Genomic DNA, 23,989 nt, shown 5'->3' on the forward strand with positions numbered 1-23,989 from the left:
AGGCCCGCCCCGATCGGGTCACCGTGCGGTGGCCCGCTCCCACAGCTCCTCGAACTCCCCGGCGCCGACTTCGGTCAGCTCGGGTTCCTCGGTGCGCCAGTCCTCGTCGAGGGCCGACTCGGTCAGCGTCGGGCCGAACTCCGGGTCCTCCTCGGCGTCGAGCGAGCTGACCAGGCGGTCGCCCACGACCGTGACCTGCCGGGTGGGCAGTCCGTCGACGAACTCGCAGACGGCGTACCCCTCGGCGGCGGACATCGGCTCGATGTCGAACCTGACGTAGACAGTTCCCATCAGAATGGCGTCTTTCCACTGCGGACGATCCGGCTCGCGATATCGAGGCTGCCTTCGGACAGGTGTGCGAAGACGTTCTCCCGGCCCTTGATCATGTTCAGGCCCGAGATGTCGATCTCGACGAAGTGCGTGGTCTTGTTGTACCCCTTCTTCGTCGGTCGGCCGAACAGCTTCTGGACCAACTGGTACCTCGACATCTTCCCACCGGCCAGCTGACCCGCGGTCAGGTCGGCCTTCTTCAGCCCGGCGATCGCCTCCGGCGCGATATCGGTGAAGTACTGCCCGTTGCCGTACCGGGCGTTCTTGGCGCCCTTCGAGGCGAAGAGCTGCCCGGACTCGGCGATGCCCTTCGCTCCCGCCGCGTCGGTGTAGTGGTACATCGTCTGCGGCTTGGACGGCGCCACCTTCGTCGGGGCGGGCGCGGGCTTGGGCGCGGCCTTCGGCGCCGGGGTGTCGGCGGCCTTCGCGGGCACGGGGACTTCGTCCGCGCCCTTCACCACCGGCGCCGCCACGTCGTCGGCTGTCTTGGTAGTGGCGGCGACCACCTCGTCGGAGGCCTTCACCGCGCCGCTGACCGCGTCCGCGCCCTTGATCGCGAGCTTGGTCCCGGTGGCGGCGTACCCGGCGAACGGGATCGCCGACGCCGCCGACAGCGCGGCGTTGGTGTAGTCGCCCTCTGCCGCGTACCAGGCGGCGTTGGCGAGGTCGGCGGCCTCACCGACGACCGGCACCAGGCCGACGACGTCGAGTGCGAGGTGGCCGATGTCCGACCAGCTCATGCCGAACAGGTGGCCGTCGATCTCGATGCCCGAGATCGGGTTGCCGCCCGCGAAGGCGTACCGGTTCATGGTGAACGGGTCGGTGCCCAGCGACAGGTCCGACAGGGCGCCGTTGTACATGTCCCTGGTGAGGAACCGGTTGCGCTCGGGGCTGTAGTCCCGCGCGCCCATGTCGTAGTCGCCGGTCGCCGAGTCGTAGCGCTTGGCGTTGAACCGGTAGGTGTTGTACGGCTTCTTGTCCGGGTTGGCCGGGTCCGGCTTGTCCACGCCGGTGTAGACCTGCGTGTCGTCCTTGCCGTAGGCGGTGTAGCCGTAGGTGGCCCTGGCCTTGCCGTCCTCCTTGGTGAGGACCTCGACGTCGGTGTGGGAGTTGTAGCTGAAGTACGAGTACTCCTTGCCGCCGTCGTGCTTGACCATGCCGAGCCGCTCGTTCCACGGCCCGAACGTGTAGGTCTTCTTGAGCACGCCGCCGACTTCCTCGGCGACGACCTCGTCGGACAGGCCCAGGAACGAGAACTCGGTGGTCTCCGCGCCGCTGCCGCCCGCCTTCTCGGTGCGGGAGACGGTGCGGTCGAACGGGTCGTGGACGTAGGTGGTCGTCTCGGTGGTGTTGTCCGGCTTGGTCTGCTTGTGCGAGGACACCCGGTCGAAGCCGTCGTAGGCGTACTTCTCCAGGATCTTGCCCGCGGAGCTGACGGTGTCGAGCCTGCCGAGCGGGTCGTAGTTGTAGGTGGAGGTCGATCCCTGGCTGCTGCTGGAGATCAGCCGGTTCCGGTCGTACACCGACGTCGTGGTCTTGCCCTCGACGGTCTCCTCGGTGATGTTGCCGTTGGCGTCGTGGACGTAGGTCTCGGTCTCCTGGACGCCGCCGCCCGCCGCGGACCGGGTGAGCTTGCTGATCCGGTCCCGCGGGTCGTAGGTGTAGTCGTAGACGTGGTCCAGGTAGGCCGAGTTGTCGTCGGCGTTCATCCGCTTCGCGGCGTCGCGCACCCGGTGGCCGTTGGCGTTGTAGTCGATCGTGTGCTGGGCGACCACGGTGCCCGCGCCGGTCTTCTCGACCTGGGTGCGGAGCTGCCCGTCGAGGTAGTAGCCGTAGTCGACGGTGTTGCCGTTGCCCTTGATCTCCTTGAGGACCTCGCCGCGCCGGGTGTAGGCGAAGGAGGTGATCTTCGGGCTGTCGCCGGTCTCGGTGGTGGTGACCTTCGAGACCAGGTCGCGGGCGTCGTACTCGAAGGTCGCGCTCTGCCGGTCGTGCGTGCGCGACTGCGGGTTGCCGTTGCGGTCGTAGCCGAACGACGTGGTGTTGCGGACCGTCCCCGCGAGCTTCTCCTCGACCTTCGCGAGCTGGTTCAGCCCGTCGTAGGCGAGGCTGTAGGTGTCGACCTTGGCGCCGGAGCCGGTGTCGGTCAGCGACGACAGGTTGCCGTTGGCGTCGTAGGTGTAGGCGAAGGTCTTCTTCTCGGTGTCGGTCTCGCCCGTGTTGTCGCGCACCAGCTTCACCGAGTCCGCCACGACGACGCCGTTCGCCGCGTCGCTGACGGTCACCTTGTGCGTGGCGCCCTCGGCGAAGCTGAACCGGCCCAGGCTGACCCACTCGCCTGCCCGCTTGGTCTGGTCGACCGCGACGGGTGTGGACCCGCCCGAGTGGTGGACGGTGAACGGCGCGTTGGTGGCCGTGCCCGGCGCGTACCGGGTGAACACCTCGTAGGTGCCCGCCGCGGCGACGACGGGCTTCCAGGTGAAGACCGCGCCGCCGCTGCCCGCGTTCGCCGTGCGGTAGTCGTAGCCGGAGAACCCGGTGCCCGCGCCGGAGGTCGCCCAGGTGCCGGTCTGCTCGACGTTGGCGGCGTCGGAGTTGTCGACGAGGGCCACGTGCTTGCCGACCGGGACACCGTCGTCGGACTTGGACTTGATCTTGCCGTCCGGGTAGTACGCGGTGTCGACCGTGCGGGTGACCGACCCGCCCGCCGCGCTCAGCGTGGACTTGGTCTGGTTGCCCACCGCGTCGTATTCGTAGCTGGAGACGATGTCCCACGGGTCGGTCGAGGTGCGCACCCAGCCGTTGTCGAAGTGGGTGTACTTGCTGACGTTGCGGACGGTCTGCCCGCCCGACGGCGGCGCGCTGGTCTCCACCAGGTTGCCCACGGCGTCGTAGCTGCTGATGATCTTGTCGGGGGTGTTGTACCGGGCGTCGTCGCGGTCGAACGGGAGAATCCGCTCCTTGGCCCGGTTGAGCTGGTCGTAGACGGTCTGCTCGACGAAGTCGTCCGGGTCGTCGCCGGTCTCCACGCCGCGCGGGGTGATCTTGCGGGTCTGGTTGCCGACCTCGTCGTACTCGAACTTCGTGCTGCGGGTGACCAGCGTCGAGCCGTCGAGCTTGTGCGGAGCCTTGACCTCGACCGGCTTTCCGCGTTCGTCGAAGGTGATCTCGACCCGGTTTCCGTCCTGGTCGACGTTCGCCACGGCGAGACCGTCACGGCTGTACTCGTTGCGGACCGAGTGGCCGTCGGCGTCGGTCTCGGTGAGAACCCGGCCGTTGAGGTCGTAGGTGTACTTGGTGGTGAAGTCGTTCGCGTCCGCCGTGGCGTTCTTGCGGGCGTCGACCACCAGGACCAGGTTGCCGACCGAGTCGTAGGCGTTGGTCAGCTTGTCGCCCGCCGCGTTGATCACCTGCGCCGGTCGGTACAGCTCGTCGTAGACCGTCCTGGTGACGTAGTCGTCAGGGTTGGCGGTGGTCAGTGTCCCCAGCGGCTGCGTCTCGGTCAGGACGTTGCCGACCTTGTCGTAGGTGAACGTCGACCGCTTCTCCGGGCCGGTCGGGGTGTCCTTCGGCTCGGTCACCGCGGTCACCAGGTCGCGGGCGTCGAACTCCGCGGTGGTGACGGCGCCGTTCGCGGCGGTTCGGACGGTGGTGTTGTTGTTGGCGTCGTAGACCGGCGCCGGGGTGGTGATGAACTCGCCCGCCGTGGCGTCCTTGGGGATCTTGGATTCCAGGTCCCGGCCGAACACGTCGTAGGTGAAGGTCGAGGTCTTGCCCTTGGCGTCGGTGACCGAGGTGACGTTGCCGCGGATGTCGTAGTTGGAGTTGGTGACGTTGTTCAGGGCGTCCTTGATCGACTTCGGATAGCCGACGGGGTCGTAGTCGGCGTAGGTAGTCGGGTTCCCGTTCGCGTCGGTGGCGACGAGCAGCTGCCCATACTGGTCATACGTGTAGGTGGTCTCGTAGTCGCCCGCGGTCGGGGTCGCGGTGCCCTTGGGGTCGGTGACGGAGGTGAGGTTTCCCTTGGCGTCGTAGGCGAAGGCCCACCGTCTGCCCTCGGGACTGGTCTTCGACGTCAGGTCGGCGGTGTATCCGTCGGGGCTGAACTGGTAGCCGAGCGTGCCCGCCGGGGTGTTGTTCTTGTTGGCCTCCGGGTCGCGGACGGAGGTGGGGACACCGGTCTTGGCGTCGTAGGTCCACGTGGTGAGGGCGCCGTTGGGGGCCTTGGAGGAGACGACCTTGTTGTCGGCGTCCCAGCCGAGTTCGGTGACCTCGTTCTTCGCGTTGACCACCTTGGTCGGCCTGCCATAGCCGTCCATCGTGTACTTGGTGGTCTTGTTCTCCGCGTCCACCGCGGTCGCCTCGATCACCGAACCCGCGGTGCCGTCCGGGTCCACATAGGACAGCCTCGACACGCCACGGCCGCGGTCGGTGATGGTCTCGGGCTTCCACTTGTCCTTCGGGTCGACCGGGGCGGTGTAGTAGGTCAGGTCGGTGGCGTTGCCGCGCGGGTCGGTGACCTTCACCAGCTTGACGTTCTTGTTGCCCTGGGTCGCGTCGTAGGTGAAGCCGAACGTCTTCGCGATCGGGGTGCCCGCGCCGTCGACGATCCGCTCCATCAGGCCCTTGTCGCTGTAGGACAGGGTGATCGTGCGGCCGGAGAGGTCCTTGATGGACTTCACCTGGTCGATGATGTGCGGGTTGTTGGTGTCGGCCTTGGTGTAGTAGTCCAGGGTCAGCGTCTGCCGACCGGCCGGGTCGGTGACGTAGGCGAGGAACTTGCGCGGCTGGTTGTTCGACTTGCGCTCGGTGTAGGTGAAGCGCAGCTCGTTGCCGTTCTTGTCGCGGGTCGCGGTGAGCCAGCCCGCCTCGTCGAACCAGAACTGGGTGCGGTCGGGTCGGGTCATCACCCAGCGGCGGGACTGGTCGGTTCCGCCGTCACGGCGCAGCTGCAGGTGCACGCCCGCGGGCCGGTCGTAGGTCCACCGAGCCGGGTCGGTGCTGTTGTTCTTGTTCAGCTCGAACTCGTGGCTGGTGCCGTCGCCGTCGGCGAGGGTGACCCGGGTCGGGTAGTCCTGGCCGCGCGGGTGCAGGTCGAGCGGGGTGCCCAGGCGCACGATGCTGGAGACCGACAGCGACCAGCCGAAGCCCATGGACGTCGCGGCGGTGTCGAGGCTGTTGTAGGTCATCCGGACGAACGACGCGAGGCCGCGGCCGGGCAGGCTGATCGGGTCGTAGTTCCAGACCACGTTGCCCACGTAGGGATTGACCTTGAGCCCGCTGCCGGAGCCGGTGCCGGTCGCGACGTACTGGTAGAACTTCTCGAGACCGAGCTGGTCGGACGTCGGGTCCTCGACGGTGACGTTCTGCGGCAGCGCGGGCAGGTTCCCGGTCTGCGAAAGCCATTGGCCGGTCGTGCGGTTCAGCAGGTCCCAGTTCAGCACGAACTGCTCGCGCTTGTTTCCCGCTCCGCTTTGGATCGGCGTCTTCACCTTGGCCTGCACGGTGACCGTGGCGCCGGGGGCGACGTCGCCGGGCAGCGCGGTCTCCAGGCGGTTGCCGCCGGTGGTGACGTCGGTGCCGTCGGGCAGCGACCAGCGGTAGGACAGCACCTGGTTGGCCGCCGACCAGGTCGTGGTCGTGGTGTTGGTCAGGGTGACCGGGAAGGTGTACTCGTCGCCCGGGATCATCCGCACCGACGGGGTGTCGGCGGCGTAGTAGGTCAGCTCCGGCGTGGGCGCGGTGTAGGTGACGACGAGCTTGGGCCGCAGCTGCGGTTCCACCGCCTCACCGGAGTTGAAGATCGCACGCTGGGTCGGGCCCGCGGTGGTCTCGTCGCGGAGCTTCACGATGACGCCGTTGTTGGCGGCGCGGTTGCCGATCCAGTTCTGCACCGTCGACGTGGCGTCCCAGATCCGCCAGCTGGGGTCGTTGGTGATGTTCGGGACGTTGTCGAACGCGGCCCCGAAGTCGCCGCCCGGCGAGGTCCAGGCCGCCGCGGCGGACGCGCGCTGCCAGGTGGCCTCGGACTCGACGAACGGCTTGCTCAGCGGGTGCGCGTCGAACACCCCGCCCGAGCCGAATGTCGACGTCGCCCACAGCTGGAACTCGGCGTCGAGAATCCTTGCCTGGTCGGGGATGTCGGTCAGGTCGCCGAAGTCCACAACGGACCGGGTGGTGCCGAAGGTGCTGCTCTGCTTGCCGACGAGCTGCCAGGACATCCCGGTGGGGCTGTTCTGGTTCGACGTCGGCTGGGCGCTCGACAGCGTGGTGTCGGAGTGCGGATCGCCCGCGAGGTTCTGGTAGAGCTTGACGACCCGGCCCGCCTTGGGCAGCCGGACGAGTTCGGTGGTCGACGGGATGAGCTGGCCGTCGCGGGTCTTCACCACGATCATGTAGTAGTACGCGGAGCCGAACGGGTCGGCCGAGTCGGCGGCCGTGGGCTTGGCCGTGGTGTCGACGAAACTGGTGGTGGTGGCCGAAAGCGGCCCGACCAGCGTCCACGGCGACGGGGTGAACGACTGGAACACCGTGCGGTGGACCTGGTATTCGACGATATCGTCGGCCTGGTTGCCCGGGTCCGGGTCGGTGTACGGGGTCCAGGACAGCTCGGCGCCGGTGGCGTGGATCGTGGTGGGCGCATGGAGAACGGCGCTCGGCCTGCCGTAGGTGAGCACGAGCTTCGGCGTGTTCGCGGTCTCGCCGTTGTAGGCGTACTCCGCGGCCTCGTAGCGCACGCCGCCGAGCTGCGGGGCCTCGTTCTTCGCCTTGAGCATCACCCCGTGGTTGGCAGCGGTGCCGGACACCCAGGCCTGGGCGAGGTTGCGGATGTCGAACGAGTGCCAGTTGCCGGTGACGTTCGCGGGCTTGCTCTGCGTCCCCGTTCCCGCCTCCGCGATCGCGGAGTTGATGGAGTTCCAGGTGGCCGTGGCCTCGTCCCAAGCGGCGGTGACCCGGCGGGCTTCGATCTCCACGGTCTTGCCGTAGGGCTCGAAGTCCTGGTCGTAGTACAGCCGCAGCTGCGCGGAGCTCAGGGTGGTGCCCGACGGCACGGTGCCGAGGCCGAAGCGGACCAGGCTGCGGTACGCGGTCGTCGTGGTGGCGTTCGTGGTGCCGGTCGAGAGCCGCCAGTTGCCGTCGTAGTTCGTGGTCGGCGTGTCCTGGCCGATCATCACGTCCTGCGACTGGCTGACCGTGGGCTGGATGGTGATCGTCGGGTCGATAACGACCGGGTACTGACGCTCAGCGGCAGACAACCAGGCCTGGTCGGCGCGCACGATGATGGTGATCTTGGCGCCCTGCTGCTCGACGGTCTGGGTGACCTTGTCGCTCCATGCCTTGCCGTAGACCGAATTCCGGTCGTCGCGGCTGTCGTGCATGAACGGCTTGGGCATGGTGAACAGCGGGGTACCCTCGGCCTCGGCGCCGGAGTAGAAGCGGATCGAGCCGTCGGCCTCTGCCTTGGCGGTAACGCCGCCGAGTTGCATGGTGAACCGGTAGACCGCCTCGCGCGGGGCCTTGGCGAGGACGATCTTCTCCTTGAGCGAGTCGCCGACCTGGTAGACGAGGTCGGCGCCGTCGAAGGCGTTCGGGTAGACGATCGTGTTGCGCTCGACCTTGGGCGTCAGCGTCTTCTGCCCGCTGTCGACGCCCAGCGCGACGTGCTTGCCCGCGTGCTCGAAGCGCACGAGCTTGTCGGACTTGTCGCCGAAGGAGCTGCGGAAGACGTTGGTGTCGTTGCCGAAGCGGTACCCGTCGCGCTCGGCCGCGCGGATCGCGGTGTCGATGGGCTGCCAGGCGCCCTTGGCGTCGCGGTAGTGCTCCGGCCTGGCCGAGACCTCGGCCTCGAACTGGCCGTCGGCGCGCTGGAAGACCTTCGAGGTCTCCGACCGCAGCTCGGCCACCTCGCGGATCCGCTCGTGCGGCTGCCGTGGCGGCGCGGGCTTCGACAGCGGCTCGGCAGCGGCGGGCGGGGGCTCGAACAGGGAGTCCAGCCAGGCCAGGGCCCGGCTGATGCCGGGCCAGGCGCCGGAGCTGTGCGGCTCGCCCGCGGGTATGCCGGTGAAGGCGACCGCGAACAGCGCGAGAACGATGAGAAGGCGTGCGGGCATGGCAGAGCGGCGCGACGTGCGCATTGATCCCCCAGTAATCAACACGGCCCAGCAGGTGGAGATTCACCGACTGGGTTCGGCTTCGGTTCCGAGCTAACCCGAGCCGTGTTGGGGGGACAATCGGCCGAACGGCCGAACCCGAGGACCGTCCTGCGCCGAACGGCTCAGTGACCTCGCAAGTCATTGAGGTGAGCGAGAGTGGCGTCGAGGTCGTCCACGAGTTCGGTCATCACGTCGGCCACCGCGCGGATCTCGTTCATCGAGCCGACGATCTGGCCGACCGGCATGGCCAGGACCGACGGGTCGCCTGCCCGCATCATCCGCTGGTGCGCCTCGCTGACCAGCAGGTTCTGCAGCGGCATCGGCAGCGGCGCCGGGGCGTCGGCCTCCGCCCACGCCTGGGTCCACTGGTTCTTGAGCAGCCGCGCGGGCTTGCCCGTGTAGACGCGTGAGCGCACGGTGTCGCTCGACGTCGCGCGGACGAGGGCCTGTTGCAGCGTGCCCGCCGAGCTGAGTTCCTGGTACTCCTTGGTCGCCAGCCAGTACGAGCCCATCCACGCGCCGACCGCGCCGAGGGCCAGGGCCGCGGCGATCTGCCTGCCGGACCCGATCCCGCCCGCCGCCAGCACGGGCACGCGGTCGCCGACGGCGGCGACGATCTCCGGGATCAGCACCATGGACGCGATCTCACCGGTGTGCCCGCCTGCCTCGTATCCCTGTGCCACCACCAGGTCCACGCCGTTGTCGACGTGCCGCACGGCGTGTTCGGCCTTGCCCGCGAGGGCGGCGACCGGCACGCCGCCACGGTGCGCCTGCTCGATCACGTCGGTCGGCGGTGAGCCGAGGGCGTTGGCGATGAGCGCGATGGGGTGTTTCATCGCGACGTCCACATGGGACCGTGCCACGGAGTGCAGCCAGCCGAGGACCCCCGCGCCGGAAGCCTCGTCCTCGGGCAGCGGGGGGACGCCCAGCTTGCGCAGCGTGTTGTCGACGAACTCGCGATGGCCTTGCGGGATAAGGGAATCGAGGTCGATCTGGGTGCCCTCGGTCGGCACCTTGGCAGGCATGACGATGTCGACGCCGTAGGGCTTGCCGTCGCAGTTCGTGTCCATCCAGTCGAGGACGGCGTCGAGTTCCTCGGGGTCGTTGAAGCGCACGCAGCCCAGGACGCCGAGCCCGCCCGCGCGGCTGATCGCGGCGGCGACGTGCTCGGACGGGGTGAACCCGACGATCGGGTGCTCGATGCCGAGGGTGTCGCACAGGACCGTTCGCATCAGGGCGTCTCCTCAGGTCCGGGCGGGCGCGGCGGCCCAGGTCGGCTCGTGCTCGGCCGCGTGCGCCTTGGCCCACCGGTAGTCGGGCTTGCCGCTGGGCAGGCGGCCGACCTCGTCGACGATCCACAGGCTGCGCGGGGCCTTATAGCCGGCCAGCTCGTTGTGCATGTGGGCGCTGATCGCCTCGAAGTCCGGTTCGGCGCCCGGCCGGACCTGCACGACGGCGGCGACCCGCTGGCCCAGCCGGTCGTCGGGGACGCCGATGACCAGCGCGTCGAAGACGTCCGGGTACGCCTTGAGCGCGCCCTCGACCTCCTCGGGGAAGACCTTCTCGCCCGCGGTGTTGACGCACATGTTGCCGCGGCCGAGCAGGGTGACCGTGTCGTCGTCCTCGAGCCGGGCGAAGTCGCCGGGCACGACGTAGCGCTTGCCGTCGATCTCGACGAAGATCGTCGCGCTCTTCTCAGGGTCCTTGTAGTAGCCGAGCGGGACGTGCCCACCGCGGGCGAGGCGGCCGGTCTCCCCTGGCTTGACCGGCTGGTTGTGCTCGTCGATGACCAGCACGTTCGGGCCTCGGCGCACCCGCGGACCGCCGGTGGAGGGCTCAGCGCCCTTGACGACCATGCCCATCCCGTTGAAGCCGGACTCCGAGGAGCCGATGGCGTCGGTGATCACCACGTTGGGCAGCGCCTCGATGTACTGCTGTTTGACCGACGCGGAGAACAGCGCGGCATGGCTGGAGATGGCGAGCAGCGAGGAGGCGTCGTAGTCGCCATCGTGGAAGGCCTCGATGACCGGGCGGGCCATGGCGTCGCCGACCAGGGTGACGACCCGGACCTGGTGGCGGGCGATCGCCTTCCACACCTCGTGCGCGTCGAAGGTCGGGAGCAGCACCACGGTGTCGCCCGCGAACATCGCCGCGAGCGCGGCCCACTGCGCGGCGCCGTGGATCAGGGGCGCACACGCGAGCCGGGTCAGCCCGCCGGTCACCTGCCCTTGGCGGGACTGGGCGTACTCGTCGGGCAGGGGTTCACCGGAGAGGAAGTCGATGCCGCCGCCGAGGACGCGCCAGACGTCCTCCTGGCGCCACATCACGCCCTTGGGGCTGCCGGTGGTGCCGCCGGTGTAGAGGATGTACAGGTCGTCGGGGCTGCGCTCCTCGAAGTCCCGCTCGGTGTTGCGACCGTCCATCGCGGACTCGAGGGCCACGCCGGTGAAGTCGAGGTCGGTGTCGTCATCGATCACGACCACTGTTTTGAGCTTGGGCATGTCGGGCAGCACGGCCGCCACCCGCTCGGCGTAGCGGCGCTCGTGGACGAGGGCGACGAGGTCGGCGTTGTCGAACAGATATCGCAACTCGTTCTCGACATACCGGTAGTTGACGTTCACCGGCACGGCCCGGAGCTTGTAGACCGCCACCATGGTCTCGATCGCCTCGATCGAGTTGCGTGCGTAGAGCCCGACGTGCGAGCCCTTGCCGACACCTTGTTCGGCCAGGTAGTGGGCCAGTTGATTGGCCCGAGCGTCGAGTTCGGCGAAGGTCCTGGAGTGCTCGCCGCAGGCAACCGCGACCCGCTCCGGGAAGAGGTCCACCGCGTGCTCGAAAAGATCCGCGATTGTGAGCGCCATGGGCTTAAAGTAGAACGTGTTATCGTTCGTGACAATCCCCTGTCGCCAGGAGGTTTCGGATGGACTCAGCGCAGCCGCACTGTCTGGTCGAACAACGAGGCCCGGTCCTGGTGGTGACGATGAACCGCCCACAGGCCCGGAACGCCTTGTCCGGCCCGATGATGGCGATCATGCGGGACGCCTGGGACCGGGTCGACAAGGACGATTCCGTCCGGGCCTGCATCCTCACCGGCGCGGGCGGCTCGTTCTGCGCGGGCGCCGACCTCAAGGCCATGACCAGCACCCACCCCGGCGATTCCTTCTCCTCGGGCGGCTGGGACCTGTCGGTCATCGAGCCCCTACTGAAGGGCCGCCGCCTCACGAAGCCCCTGATCGCGGCGGTCGAGGGACCGGCGATCGCAGGCGGGACCGAGATCCTTCAAGCCACGGACATCCGGATCGCCGGCGAAAGCGCGCGTTTCGGGGTCTCGGAAGCCCGGTGGGGCCTGTTCCCACTGGGCGGCTCAGCCGTGCGGCTACCTCGCCAAATCCCGTACACAGTGGCAGCGGACCTACTCCTCACCGGCAGACACCTCAAGGCGACCGAGGCACGGGACATCGGGCTGATCGGGCATGTGGTCCCGGACGGCCAGGCCTTGGACAAGGCCCTGGAGATCGCGGGCCTGATCGCGGCGAACGGGCCTTTGGCGGTTCAGGCGATCTTGCGGACGATGCGGGAGACCGAGGGGATGCCGGAGAACGAGGCGTTCAAGGTCGACGCACGGTTGGGGGTGGAGGTCTTCCTCAGCCAGGACGCGAAGGAAGGCCCCACAGCCTTCGCGGAGAAACGCACCCCCAACTTCCAGGGCCATTGACGCGGGTCGCCCACCCGGGGGGCCGGGTGGGCGACCGACGGTCATTCGCCTAGAACTGAAGGCTCCAGGCGTCGATGTAGCCGGTGTCGTACCGGGCCACGTCCTGGACCTTGAGCTTCCACGTGCCGTTGGCGACCTCGGTCGACGCGTTCACCGTGTACGTGGTGATCACGTTGTCGGCCGAGTCGTTGCCCGAGGAGTTCTTCAACCGGTACGCCGTGCCATCCGGGGCCACCAGGTCGATGACCAGGTCACCGCGCCAGGTGTGCTTGATGTCGACGTTCACCTTCAGCGTCGACGGAGCGTTGCCCGCCTGGCCCGTCACGGTGACGTCGCTGGTGATCGCGGCGCCCGCGTCCGGGATGTTGACGTTGTTGGTGTTCTCGAACTTGCCACCCGTGGGCGGCGGGTCGGTGCCGCCGCCGTTGTCGATGAGGTCCTTGACCTCCGGGTAGATCAGTTCGATCCGGGTGCCCTCGTTGAGGCAGCCGCCCAGGTGGTGCAGGGCGATCACCTTGTGCGAGGACGCCGCGAGCACCGGGGAACCTGATGATCCGCCGGTGGTGTCGCAGTAGTAACCCATGTTGATCGAGTCACTGCGGGGGTTGTCGACGTCGCAGGTGGCGCCGCCCTGGGTGTCCTCGTAGACGGACAGCTCGTTCGGGTCGCCGCTGCCGTGGCCGGTGATGTAGATGCGCTCGTTCTGCACGGGCGCGCGGACGTCGAGCAGCAGGTATCCGAAGGACTCGATGCTGGCGAAGTTGTTCACCGAGAACAGGGTGTAGTCCAGGCTGGCACTGGTCTTCAAGAACTGCGCGCCCGTCACCTTGACCGCGGGCTTCGGGTTGTTGCCCCCGCAAGTCGCGCAGGCGTAGTCGAACCAGATCTCCATGGAAGCCATTTCGGTGGCGCTGGCGATGCAGTGGTTGTTGGTGAACAACCGGTTCGTCGAACCGACACGCCACGCGGTGCAGTGGGAAGCACCGTTCTTCAGGATCTTCGCCACCGAGCGGGACTTCGCGTACTCGGTGGGGTGGCTCTGCTGGTAGCAGACGGCGTCCTTGCGGGCGTCCGTGCCGCACACCGACAGGATCCCGGAGTCATGCTGCGCCTGCTCCTCATCGGTGAAGCCGCGGGTGAACTTGTCGACCACCAGTCCGGTGTCCGAAGTGGACGGCTTGCCGCCCGCCCGGTGCAGCGTCACCACAGCGGTGTCGCCGGTAATCGACAACGCCCAGAAACCGTCGCCTTGCTTGGTGTAGAGCGAGTCGGTGGCGGCGGCCTCGGCCCTCGTCGGGTCGCCGCTGTAGGTGTGGACCTCGGTGCCCGCCGGGTTGGCGACGGTCACCCGGTCGCCGTCGGCCAACGCGAGTGACGCGAAGTGCACCTTGATGTAGGCCGAACCCGGCTTGCTGATCACCTGCCGCGCGGAGCGCGCGGCGTAGCCGATGCGAATGTCGGCCGCGTGTTCCTCGCCGACCTGCTGAACCTGCTGGACGCCCTCAGTCACAGCGGGTCGCACGTCGTCCGGTGCGGCCACGGCCGAACCGCTGGTTCCCAGGACGGAACCGGCGGCCAGTGCCATGGCCAAGGTCAAGAACAAGCGCTTTCGCCTGTCGGATTTCGGTTGGAGTGTCATCGCAGGGGAAACTCCTCTCGTGTCGCGATCGCGACACGAAAAGGTTTACCGCCAAGGAACCGGGACGAACACCCCCATTCCGCCGTTGCCATTCCCAGTAGCTCAGATCACGGACTCATGACCGGCCCAGTAGGGGTCACGGAGCCGCCGCTTGTAGAGCTTTCCGTTGGGATCTCGGGGAAGTTCGGCGAGATAATCGATCGTGCGGGGCAATTTGAACTTCGCAAGTCGAGCCGCGGCGAAGGCGAGGATGTCCTCGGTGAGCTCATCGGACCCGCTCACACCGTCGACCGGCTGGACCACCGCCTTGATCTCCTCACCCCAGTCCGGGTGCGGGATGCCGAAGACGGCGACGTCGGCGACCTCGGGGTGACACGAGATCTCGCCCTCGATCTCCGCCGGGTACACGTTGACGCCACCGGTGATGATCAGGTCACTCTTGCGGTCGCACAAGAACAGATAGCCGTCCTCATCGAGATAACCGATATCCCCCAGGGTGAACATCTCCCCGATCCGCGCCGCCCGCGTCTTGGCCGCGTCGCCGTGGTACTCGAAAGTCGAGGTGCCCATTCGCATATAGACGAGCCCGGGCGTGCCGGTCGGTGCCTCGACACCGTCGTCGTCGAAGATCTTCACGATCGATCCGGGCCACGGCAGACCCACGGATCCGGGTTTGCGCAGCCATTCCTCAGCCATGATGGTCGTGCCGCCGCCCTCGGTCGCGGCGTAGTACTCGACCACGACCGGCCCCCACCAGTCGAGCATCCGCCGTTTGACCTCGACCGGACACGGTGCGGCGCCATGGATCATCACCCGCAGCGACGAGAGGTCGTATTTCGACCGGACGTCGTCCGGGAGTGCGAGCAGCCGGTGGAACTGGGTGGGAACCATGTGGCTGTGCGTCACCCGGTACCGCTCGATCAGCCGCAGCATCTCCTCGGGCTCCCAGCGGTCCATCAGCACCACGGAGTGTCCCAATTGGAGGGAGGTGACCACGAAGTTGATGACCGCCGTGTGATACAGCGGCGACCCGCACAGGTGCACGTGGTGATGGAAGGGTTTGAGCCCGAAGATGCCGAAGAACCACGACGCCGCGGGCGGCACGTCGTCCGGGTCGGTCCCGGAGAGCGGCCGGCGGACGCCTTTCGGCCTGCCGGTCGTGCCCGAGGTGTAGAGCATGGGCGAGCCCTGGGTGCGGACGTCCGGGCGGCCTGCGGGTTCGTCTGCGCCGAGCTGGTCCAGCGGCCGGAATCCGGCGACCTCGCCCACCGCGAACCGCGCCTGCGCGGGAAGCCCACTCCGCGCGGCGGCGTCCGCGGCGGTCTCGCCGAACCGGGCGTCGGCGATGAACGCCTTCGCGCCGCTGTCGTCGATCAGGTACGCCACTTCGGCGCCCACCAGGTGCCAGTTCGCCATGACGACGTACAGCCCCGTCTGCATGGCGGCGAAGTACACCGCAAGCAGGTCGGCGCCGTTGGGCAGCATCAGGACCACACTGTCGCCCGGGCGCAGGCCCATGGCCTGCAGCCCTCTGCCGTAGCGGTCGGCAGCGGCGGTCAGTTCGCCGTAGGTGACCTCGCGGCCGTCCGGGCAGACGACCGCGAGACCGTCGGGGGTGTCGCTGGCGATGTTCCACAGACCGATCGAGCGCATCCACCCAATCTAGAACGTGTTTCAACCGGCGACAAGGCTCGCGAGAGCCTCAATCTCGGCCGTCGACCCGCAGCCGACGACGAGCATCGTCACGCCCGCCTTCTCCCACTGGCCGATCCGGGTGCGAACGTCCTCCGCGGTCCCGATGATCGCGATGTCGTCGACCAGTTCGTCCGGGATGGCGGCGGCGGCCTCGTCGCGGCGGCCCGCACGGAACCGCTCACCGACCTCGTCGACCACGGCGTCGTAGCCCATACGCCGGAACAGCGTGGCGTGGAAGTTGAGCTCGGGCGCGCCCATGCCGCCGAGGTAGAGCGCGAGGATCGGTTTGATACCCGCGTAGGCGGCGGCCGGGTCGTCGGTGACGATCACCTGGGCGCCCGCCGCCACCTCGAAGTCCGCCCTGGAACGCCGAGCGCCGGGAGTCGCGAACCCCTCGTCGAGCCAGGAGTTGTACTGGTCGGCCATGCGCAGCGAGAAGTACACCGCGAGCCAGCCGTCGGCGATCTCGGCGGCGAGCGCGACGTTCTTCGGCCCTTCGGCGCCGAGCCAGATGGGGAGGTCAGCCCTCAGCGGATGCGTGATGGGGCGCAACGGCTTGCCGAGGCCGGTGGCGCCTTCGGCGGTGTAGGGCAGTGGGTAGTGCGGGCCGTCGGCGACCACCGGAGCCTCACGGGCGAGGACCTGGCGGATGATGTCGACGTACTCGCGGGTGCGGGCGAGCGGACGGGCGAACGGCTGGCCGTACCAGCCCTCGACCACCTGCGGCCCGGACACGCCGAGACCGAGGATGGCCCGGCCGCCGCTGAGGTGGTCCAGGGTGAGGGCGTGCATGGCGCACGACGTCGGTGTGCGCGCCGAGAGTTGGGCGACCGACGTGCCCAGCCGGACGCGGCTGGTCGACGAGCCCCACCAGGCCAGCGGGGTGAACGCGTCCGAGCCCCACGATTCGGCGGCGAACACCGCGTCGAAACCGTGTTCGTCCGCGGCGGCCACGAGCTCACCCGCGTTGCCGGGCGGCTGCGCGCCCCAGTAGCCGAGCTGAAGTCCGAGCTTCATCCTGGCACCTCCTTGCGCGCAATCTTAGAACGTGTTCCACTCGAATGGTGACGGTGCCACTGAGCGCCCCGCTGCGTGTGGGGTTCGACTACACCCGGTCTCTCGGGCCGGTGCTGGGCCACTTCATGACCGAACTCCGCTCCCGGCGGATCGTGGGCGTTCGCGGTTCGGACGGCCGGGTGCACGTCCCCCCGGTCGAGTACGACCCGGTCACGGCCGCGCCGCTGGGCGAGTTCGTCGAGGTGGCGGCCGAGGGAACGGTGGTGACGTGGTCTTGGATGCCGAAACCACTTGCGGGACAACCCTTCGACCGACCGTTCGCCTGGGCGATGGTGCGCTTGGACGGCGCGGACACACCCTTGCTGCACGCCGTCGACGTGCCCGACTCTTCGGCGATGTCGACCGGCATGCGCGTGCGCGTCCGCTGGACGGCGGAGCCGGTCGGCGGAATCACGGATATAGCATGCTTCGAGCCTATCTCGAACCCGACGACAGATCTGCCGCCCGTCATAGCCGCGGATGTCTCGATGGTGACGACACCCATTCACCTCGACGTCGTGCACTCCGTCTCCCCTGAGGAAAGCAAATACCTGCGTGCGCTCGCCCACGGGAAGCTGCTCGGCCAGCGGTGCCCCAAGTGCCACAAGGTCTACATCCCCCCACGCGGCGCCTGCCCCGTCGACGGGGTGCCCACCACCGACGAGGTCGAGCTGCCCGATATCGGGACCGTGACAACGTTCTGCGTGGTCAACGTGCCGTTCCTGGGCCAGCGGATCAAACCGCCCTACGTCGCCGCCTACGTGCTGCTCGACGGCGCCGACATCGCGTTTCTGCACCTCGTCCTCGGCTGTGCGGCCGACGAGGTGCGGATGGGCATGCGGGTGCGCGCGGTATGGAAACCGCCCGAGGACTGGGGAACGACGTTGGAGAACATCGACCACTTCGCGCCGACCGGTGAGCCGGACGCGGCCTACGAGACCTACGAGGGCCACCTATGAGCACCGAGGTGGCCGTCGTCGGCTTCGCCCAAGCCCCCCATGTCCGCGCCACCGAGGGCACGACCAACGGCGTGGAGATGCTCGTGCCGGTGTTCGCCGAGCTGTTCGCCGAGACCGGGATGACCAAGGAGGACATCGGCTTCTGGTGTTCCGGGTCGTCGGATTACCTTGCCGCGCGGGCGTTCTCGTTCATCGCCGCGGTCGACGCGATCGGGGCGATCCCGCCGATCAACGAGTCGCACGTCGAGATGGACGGCGCCTGGGCGCTGTACGAGGCGTGGCTGAAGATCCGGACCGGGGAGGTGGACACGGCCCTGGTGTACGGGTTCGGCAAGTCGTCGGCGGGAGACCTGCGCCGCACCTTGGCTTTGCAGCTCGACCCGTACACGGTCGCTCCACTGTGGCCGGACTCGGTCAGCGTCGCCGCCCTGCAGGCCCGTCTCGGGATCGACGCCGGGCTGTGGTCGGAGCTGGCGATGGCCGAGGTCGCCGCGCGGGCAGGCGGCGGTGACGCGGTCGACCTGCTGGGTCAGCCCTACATCGCCGACCCGTTGCGCCGACACGACTGCGCGCCGATCACCGATGGCGCGTCCGCCGTCATCCTGGCCTCCGGCGACCGGGCCCGCGAGCTGCGGGAACGACCGGCCTGGATCACCGGCATCGAACACCGGATCGACTCCGGCAGCCTCGGCGCCCGTGACCTCACCACCTCACCGTCCACTGTGGCCTCCGCCAGAGCCGCGGGAGTCGACGGTGTCGAGGCGGCGGAGCTGCACGCGCCGTTCACCCACCAGGAGATCCTGCTGCGCCAGGCGATCGGGCTCGACGACACCGTGTCGGTCAACCCGTCCGGCGGGCCGCTCGCGGGCAACCCGATGTTCGCCGCGGGCCTGTCCCGCATCGGCGAAGCGGCCCGGCTGGTGTTCGACGGGCTGTACGGCCGGGTCCTCGCCCACGCGACCAGCGGCCCCGCCCTGCAACAGAACCTTGTCTGCGTCATGGAGGCCCGATGAAGCAGCCCGCGGCCGTGCTCGGCGTCGGCCAGACCCACCACCGGGCCAAGCGGCTCGACGTGTCGATGGCCGGGCTGTGCCGGGAGGCGATCGACCGCGCGATGGCTGACGCCGGGGTCGACTGGGACGGGATCGACGCCGTGGTCGTCGGCAAGGCGCCCGACCTGTTCGAGGGCGTGATGATGCCCGAGCTGTTCCTCGCCGACGCCCTCGGCGCCGTGGGGAAGCCGTTGCTGCGCGTGCACACCGCGGGTTCGGTCGGCGGCTCGACCGCGAACGTCGCCGCGAGCCTGATCCACTCCGGCGTGCACCGCCGGGTGCTGGCCGTCGCGTTCGAGAAGCAGTCGGAGTCGAACGCCATGTGGGCGCTGTCGATCGCGCCGCCGTTCTCGATGCCCGTGGGCGCCGGGGCGGGCGGCTACTTCGCCCCGCACGTGCGCTCCTACATCCGCCGCTCCGGCGCCCCCGAGCACATCGGCTCGCTGGTCGCGGTGAAAGACCGGCACAACGGCGCCCGCAACCCGTACGCGCACCTGCGTCAGCCGGACATCACCCTGGAGTCGGTACGGGCGTCGACGATGCTGTGGGACCCGATCCGCTACGACGAGACGTGTCCGTCCTCCGACGGCGCCTGCGCCATCGTGCTGGGCGACAGTTCCGCGGCACACAAGGATTCCGCCTGGATCCAGGCCACCGCCATGCGCACCGAGCCCACGACCTTCGCGGGCCGTGACCAGGTCAACCCGCGCGCGGGCCGCGACGCCGCGCACGCGCTGTGGCGCGAGGCCGGGATCAGCGACCCGCTCCAGGAGATCGACGCCGCCGAGATCTACGTGCCATTCTCGTGGTTCGAGCCGATGTGGCTGGAGAACCTCGGTTTCGCCGCGGAGGGCCAGGGCTGGAAGCTGACCGAGTCGGGCGCGACCGCGATGGACGGGCAGCTCCCGGTGAACGCCTCCGGCGGTGTCCTGTCGTCCAACCCGATCGGCGCCTCCGGCATGCTGCGCTTCGCCGAGGCCGCCCTGCAGGTCATGGGCCGCGCGGGCGACCACCAAGTCGACGGGGTCCGCCGCGCGCTGGGCCACGCCTACGGTGGCGGGTCGCAGTACTTCTCGATGTGGGTGGTGGGCAACGAAAAGCCATAACCGCGCGAGTCCCCAGTTCCCGACGATGAGTTCTCATGTGAAGTGAGAAGTCATCGTCGGGAACTGGGGACTCGCGTTGTTACGGCTTCGGCTGGGTCACTTGTAGGCGACCTGGAATTCCTTGATGCCGTTGAGCCAGCCCGACCGCAGCCTGCGCGGCTCCCCCACCTTGCGGATGTCGGGCATGTGGTCGGCGATCGCGTTGAACATCAGGTCGATCTCCATGCGGGCGAGGTTCGCGCCGACGCAGAAGTGCGCGCCCGTGCCGCCGAAACCCAAGTGCGGGTTGGGATCGCGAGTGATGTCGAACTTCTCCGGCGCGTCGAACACCTCGGAGTCGTAGTTGGCCGAGCTGTAGAACAGGCCGACCCGCTGGCCCTTCTTGATCTCCACGCCGCCCAGCTCGGTGTCCTGCGTCGCGGTGCGCTGGAAGGAGACCACCGGGGTGGACCAGCGGACGATCTCGTCGGCGGTGGTCGAGGGACGCTCGGCCTTGTACAGCTCCCACTGCTCCGGGTTCTCCAGGAACGCGTGCATGCCGTGGGTGATGGCGTTGCGGGTGGTCTCGTTGCCCGCGACGGCGAGCAGCAGGACGAAGAAGCCGAACTCGTCGGACCCCAGGTTGCCGCCGTCGACGTTGGCGTTGACCAGTTTGGTGACGATGTCGTCGGCCGGGCAGCGCTTGCGCTCCTCGGCCAGGTTCCAGGAGTAGCCGAGCAGCTCCATCGACGCGGCCTCGGGCTCCACCGAGTACTCCGGGTCGTCGTAGGCGATCATCTGGTTGGACCAGTCGAACACCTTGTGCCGGTCGTCCTGCGGAATGCCCAGCAGCTCCGCGATCGCCTGCAAGGGCAGCTCGCACGCGACGTCGGTGACGAAGTCGCCCGTGCCGGTCTCCTTGGCGGCGTGCACGATCCGCGCGGCCCGGCAGGCGAGGGCGTCCTTGAGGCTGTTGACCGCCTTCGGCGTAAACCCGCGCGAGACGATGCCGCGCAGCTTGGTGTGGTGCGGCGGGTCGATGTTGATCAGGATGTTGCGCTGCAGGTCGATCTTCTCGCGCTCCATGTCCGGGCCGAACCGGATGATCGCGGTGTTCTCCCAGGTCGAGTAGAGCTCGCTGTTGCGCGAGACCTCCTTGACGTCGGCGTGCCTGCTGACCACCCAGTAGCCGTCGTCGCCGAACCCCGCCGCGTTGTGCGGCTGGGCGTTCCACCACACCCCCGAGGTACGCCTCAGCTCTGCGAACTCCGCGACCGGCACGCGCTGGGCGTAGAGGTCGGGGTCGGTGAAGTCGAAGCCCTCGGGGATCTCAGCCACGGCTACCTCCATGCTGGAACAGGTTCTATATTCGATTTGAGCATACGGTGTTAACTTTTGGAACCCCAGCAGCAAGATCGATCTTCGGCCGATCTTGCCTCGTTTAGGAACGTGTTCTAGTTTGGGGGACGGAAGCCGAGTGGATGGAGTGCGGTCGTGGGCAATCCCGTCATCGTCGAGGCCGTGCGCACCCCCATCGGCAAGCGCAACGGCGCCCTGTCCCACCTGCACGCCGCGGAGATATTGGGCGCCGCCCAGCGCGGCCTGGTCGAGCGCGCGGGAATCGACCCGGCGCTCGTGGAGCAGGTCATCGGCGGCTGCGTGACCCAGGCGGGCGAGCAGTCGAACAACGTCACCCGAACGGCCTGGCTGCACGCGGGTCTGCCGCACACCACCGGCTGCATGACCGTCGACTGCCAGTGCGGCTCGGCGCAACAGTCCACTCACCTCGTGGCGGGCCTGATCGCCATCGGCGCGATCGACACGGGAATCGCCTGCGGCATCGAGGCGATGAGCCGGGTCCCCCTGCGCGCGAACGTCGGCGACGCGTCACCGCGGCCGGAGTCGTGGTCGATCGATCTGCCCAACCAGTACATCGCGGCGGACCGCATCGCCGCCAACCGGGGAATCACCCGGTCCGATGTGGACGATTTCGGCGTCCGGTCGCAAGCGCTGGCAAAGCGCGCGTGGGACGAGGGCAGGTATGACCGCGAGGTCATCCCCGTCGGCGACATGACCCGAGACGGCGGGCTGCGCGACACGACGATCGAGGGCTTGGCGGGGCTGAAGCCGGTGCTGGAGGGCGGATTGCACACCGCTGGTACGTCATCGCAGATTTCGGACGGCGCCTCCGCGGTCCTGGTGATGGACCTTGAGCGGGCACGGTCGCTGGGTTTGCGACCGCGGGCCCGGATCGTCGCGCAGTGCCTGGTGGGGGCGGAGCCGTACTACCACCTCGATGGCCCGGTCCAGGCCACCGGGCGGGTGTTGGAGCGCAGCGGGATGAAGCTGGGCGACCTGGACTTGTTCGAGGTCAACGAGGCCTTCGCGTCGGTCGTGCTGTCGTGGGCGCGGGTGCACAACCCGGACATGGACAAGGTCAACGTCAACGGCGGCGCCATCGCCCTGGGCCACCCGGTCGGCAGCACCGGCACCCGCCTGATCACCACAGCCCTGCACGAACTCGAACGCCGCGACGGTTCCACCGCCCTGATCTCGATGTGTGCGGGCGGCGCACTGGCCACCGGCACGATCATCGAACGCCTCTAGGCGCCGTAGACAGGGGTGGGTGGGGCCGCCTTGTCGAGCAAGTCGGCGATCACCGGGGCCAGTTCCGCGGGAACCCAGCGAGCGCCCTTGTCCACCGAAGGACCGTGCCGCCAGCCATCGGCGAGCGACACCTTGCCGCCTTCGACCTCGAAGACCCTGCCGGTGACACCGGCGGATTCCGCACTCCCCAACCACACCACCAAGGGCGAGACGTTCTCCGGCGCCATGGCGTCGAACCCCGAGTCTGGCGCGGCCATCGAGTCGGCGAACGCCACTTCGGTCATCCTCGTGCGGGCGGCGGGGGCGATCGCGTTGACAGTGACGCCATAACGGCCGAACTCCGCCGCCGCCACCAGCGTCAGCCCCGCGATTCCCGCTTTGGCCGCCGAGTAGTTCCCCTGCCCGACACTGCCCAGCAGACCCGCGCCCGAACTCGTGTTGATGATCCGCGCGTCCACCGTCAATCCGGCTTTGCTTTGACCACGCCAGTATTCGGCGGCGTGGCGCATCGGGGCGAAGTGCCCCTTGAGGTGCACGCGAATGACCGCGTCCCACTCGGCTTCGCTCAGGTTGACCAGCATGCGGTCACGCAGGAAACCCGCGTTGTTCACCAGGACATCCAGCCTGCCGAAGGCGTCCAACGCCGTGTTGATCAAGTCGCCCGCGCCTGCCCAGTCGGCGACGTCGGAGGTGTCAGCGACAGCCTGGCCACCGAGCGCCTCGATCTCGGCGACCACCTCGGCCGCCGGGCCCGCGGAAGCGGACGATCCATCGAGGGCAGCGCCGAGGTCGTTGACGACCACCTTCGCGCCCTCGGCGGCGAAGGCGAGTGCGTGGGCACGGCCGATCCCCCGCCCGGCACCCGTGACCACGACGACCCGGTCCTGGCACAGCCCCATCAGTTCTCCCTGGTGTCGCTCGCGGACAGGAACGCGGGGACCTCGCCCCCGCCGTGCACCAACAGCGTCGCCCCGGTGACGTAGGACGCCATCGGCGAGGCCAGGAACACCGCGCAGGCGCCGATCTCGTCCGGCTCGGCGAGCCGTCCAATCGGGACGGTCGCGCCGACCGCGGCCACCCCGGCGTCGGTGCCGTAGTGGAGTTCGGCCATTTCGGTGCGCACCATGCCGACGGCCAAGGCGTTGACCCGCACGTCCGGCGCCCACTCGATCGCCAGGCTCGCGGTGAGGTTGTTGAGGCCCGCTTTGGCCGCGCCATAGGCGGCGGTGCCGGGCGAGGGGCGAGTGCCGCTGATGCTGCTCACCATGACCACCGACCCCGACCGCTCAGCGAGCAGCGGGTACGCACGCTGGGCGACGATCAGCGGAGCCAGCAAGTTCAGCTCGACGACTTTCGCGTGGAACCGCGGGGACGCCTCGGCGGCTTTGGCGAACGGCGCGCCGCCCGCGTTGTTGACCACCGTGTCGAGCCGGCCGTAGCGCGCGCGGACGGTCTCGATCAAGGCGTCGACCTGTTCGGCGTCGCGCACGTCGCACTGGACGAACTCGCCAAGTGGGACGTCCGGGCGGGTTCTTCCGCAGGTCACAACGGTGGCGCCGGCCTTGTGGAACGACCTGGTGATGCCCGCGCCGACGCCGCGCTCGCCGCCGGTCACCAGCACCACCGAGTCCGGCAGGGACAAGCTCACGGGCGCCTCCTAGCCGTCGTCGGGATCCGCTGCTAACGTACCAAGCAATC

The 23,989-nt window shown here is 68.6% G+C and carries 15 protein-coding genes; 5 read left to right on the forward strand and 10 right to left on the reverse strand.

The window, feature by feature from the left end:
• Positions 1-18: 18 nt before the first annotated feature.
• The 4 genes from C8E96_RS02740 to C8E96_RS02755 all read right to left on the reverse strand — a co-directional run bounded on the left by C8E96_RS02740 (position 19) and on the right by C8E96_RS02755 (position 11,344).
• Complete coding sequence (locus tag C8E96_RS02740) at positions 19-291, reverse strand: hypothetical protein (RefSeq protein ID WP_091381855.1); 273 nt, start codon at positions 289-291, stop codon at positions 19-21.
• The gene (locus C8E96_RS02745) at positions 291-8,441 is read right to left on the reverse strand and encodes a DNRLRE domain-containing protein (protein ID WP_228770176.1); all 8,151 of its coding nucleotides are present in this window, start codon (positions 8,439-8,441) and stop codon (positions 291-293) included. The genes C8E96_RS02740 and C8E96_RS02745 overlap by 1 nt, the downstream gene beginning before the upstream one ends.
• 164 nt (positions 8,442-8,605) lie before the next feature.
• Positions 8,606-9,715: an NAD(P)H-dependent flavin oxidoreductase gene (locus tag C8E96_RS02750; protein ID WP_091381852.1), complete on the reverse strand. Its 1,110-nt coding sequence runs from the start codon at positions 9,713-9,715 to the stop codon at positions 8,606-8,608.
• Positions 9,716-9,727: 12 nt separating this feature from the next.
• Positions 9,728-11,344 carry an acyl-CoA synthetase gene (locus C8E96_RS02755; protein WP_091381849.1) on the reverse strand — a complete coding sequence of 539 codons (1,617 nt, stop codon included), beginning with the start codon at positions 11,342-11,344 and terminating at the stop codon, positions 9,728-9,730.
• Positions 11,345-11,403: 59 nt separating this feature from the next.
• Between C8E96_RS02755 and C8E96_RS02760 the strand changes: the two genes are divergently transcribed.
• A complete protein-coding gene (locus tag C8E96_RS02760) occupies positions 11,404-12,198 on the forward strand; it encodes a crotonase/enoyl-CoA hydratase family protein (RefSeq protein WP_091381846.1) in 795 nt (264 codons plus the stop codon).
• A 49-nt stretch (positions 12,199-12,247) separates the two neighbouring features.
• Here the strand turns inward: C8E96_RS02760 and C8E96_RS33825 are convergent, their stop codons facing one another.
• From C8E96_RS33825 to C8E96_RS02775, 3 genes are all read right to left on the reverse strand, one after another.
• On the reverse strand, positions 12,248-13,801 hold the full coding sequence (locus C8E96_RS33825; protein WP_228770175.1) for a proprotein convertase P-domain-containing protein: 1,554 nt from the start codon (positions 13,799-13,801) through the stop codon (positions 12,248-12,250).
• 138 nt (positions 13,802-13,939) lie between these two features.
• A complete protein-coding gene (locus tag C8E96_RS02770; protein WP_091381843.1) occupies positions 13,940-15,490 on the reverse strand; it encodes an acyl-CoA synthetase in 1,551 nt (516 codons plus the stop codon).
• A 21-nt stretch (positions 15,491-15,511) separates the two neighbouring features.
• Positions 15,512-16,549 (reverse strand): LLM class F420-dependent oxidoreductase, encoded by a 1,038-nt coding sequence (locus C8E96_RS02775; RefSeq protein ID WP_091381842.1) that lies wholly within the window; start codon positions 16,547-16,549, stop codon positions 15,512-15,514.
• A 44-nt stretch (positions 16,550-16,593) separates the two neighbouring features.
• On the opposite strand from C8E96_RS02775, the gene C8E96_RS02780 reads away from it, so the two are divergent.
• The 3 genes from C8E96_RS02780 to C8E96_RS02790 are packed head-to-tail and all read left to right on the forward strand — an operon-like array spanning position 16,594 to position 19,705.
• A complete protein-coding gene (locus tag C8E96_RS02780) occupies positions 16,594-17,547 on the forward strand; it encodes a Zn-ribbon domain-containing OB-fold protein (RefSeq protein ID WP_091381840.1) in 954 nt (317 codons plus the stop codon).
• Positions 17,544-18,560 (forward strand): thiolase domain-containing protein, encoded by a 1,017-nt coding sequence (locus C8E96_RS02785; RefSeq protein WP_091381838.1) that lies wholly within the window; start codon positions 17,544-17,546, stop codon positions 18,558-18,560. The genes C8E96_RS02780 and C8E96_RS02785 overlap by 4 nt, the downstream gene beginning before the upstream one ends.
• Positions 18,557-19,705, forward strand: a complete 1,149-nt coding sequence (locus C8E96_RS02790) for a thiolase domain-containing protein (protein WP_091381836.1) — start codon at positions 18,557-18,559, stop codon at positions 19,703-19,705. The genes C8E96_RS02785 and C8E96_RS02790 overlap by 4 nt, the downstream gene beginning before the upstream one ends.
• Positions 19,706-19,801: 96 nt before the next feature.
• Here the strand turns inward: C8E96_RS02790 and C8E96_RS02795 are convergent, their stop codons facing one another.
• Positions 19,802-21,034 carry a cytochrome P450 gene (locus C8E96_RS02795; RefSeq protein ID WP_091381834.1) on the reverse strand — a complete coding sequence of 411 codons (1,233 nt, stop codon included), beginning with the start codon at positions 21,032-21,034 and terminating at the stop codon, positions 19,802-19,804.
• A 144-nt stretch (positions 21,035-21,178) separates the two neighbouring features.
• Between C8E96_RS02795 and C8E96_RS02800 the strand changes: the two genes are divergently transcribed.
• Complete coding sequence (locus tag C8E96_RS02800) at positions 21,179-22,291, forward strand: steroid 3-ketoacyl-CoA thiolase (RefSeq protein WP_091381832.1); 1,113 nt, start codon at positions 21,179-21,181, stop codon at positions 22,289-22,291.
• Here C8E96_RS02800 and C8E96_RS02805 read toward each other — a convergent pair.
• Positions 22,288-23,190 (reverse strand): SDR family oxidoreductase, encoded by a 903-nt coding sequence (locus C8E96_RS02805; protein WP_091381830.1) that lies wholly within the window; start codon positions 23,188-23,190, stop codon positions 22,288-22,290. The two genes, C8E96_RS02800 and C8E96_RS02805, sit on opposite strands and share 4 nt — an antisense overlap.
• Complete coding sequence (locus C8E96_RS02810; RefSeq protein WP_091381828.1) at positions 23,190-23,939, reverse strand: SDR family oxidoreductase; 750 nt, start codon at positions 23,937-23,939, stop codon at positions 23,190-23,192. Before C8E96_RS02810 ends, C8E96_RS02805 begins: the two co-directional genes overlap by 1 nt.
• Positions 23,940-23,989: the final 50 nt, after the last annotated feature.

Origin of the sequence: Actinokineospora alba (assembly GCF_004362515.1) — a bacterium.
GTDB classification, from domain to species: Bacteria; Actinomycetota; Actinomycetes; order Mycobacteriales; family Pseudonocardiaceae; genus Actinokineospora; species Actinokineospora alba.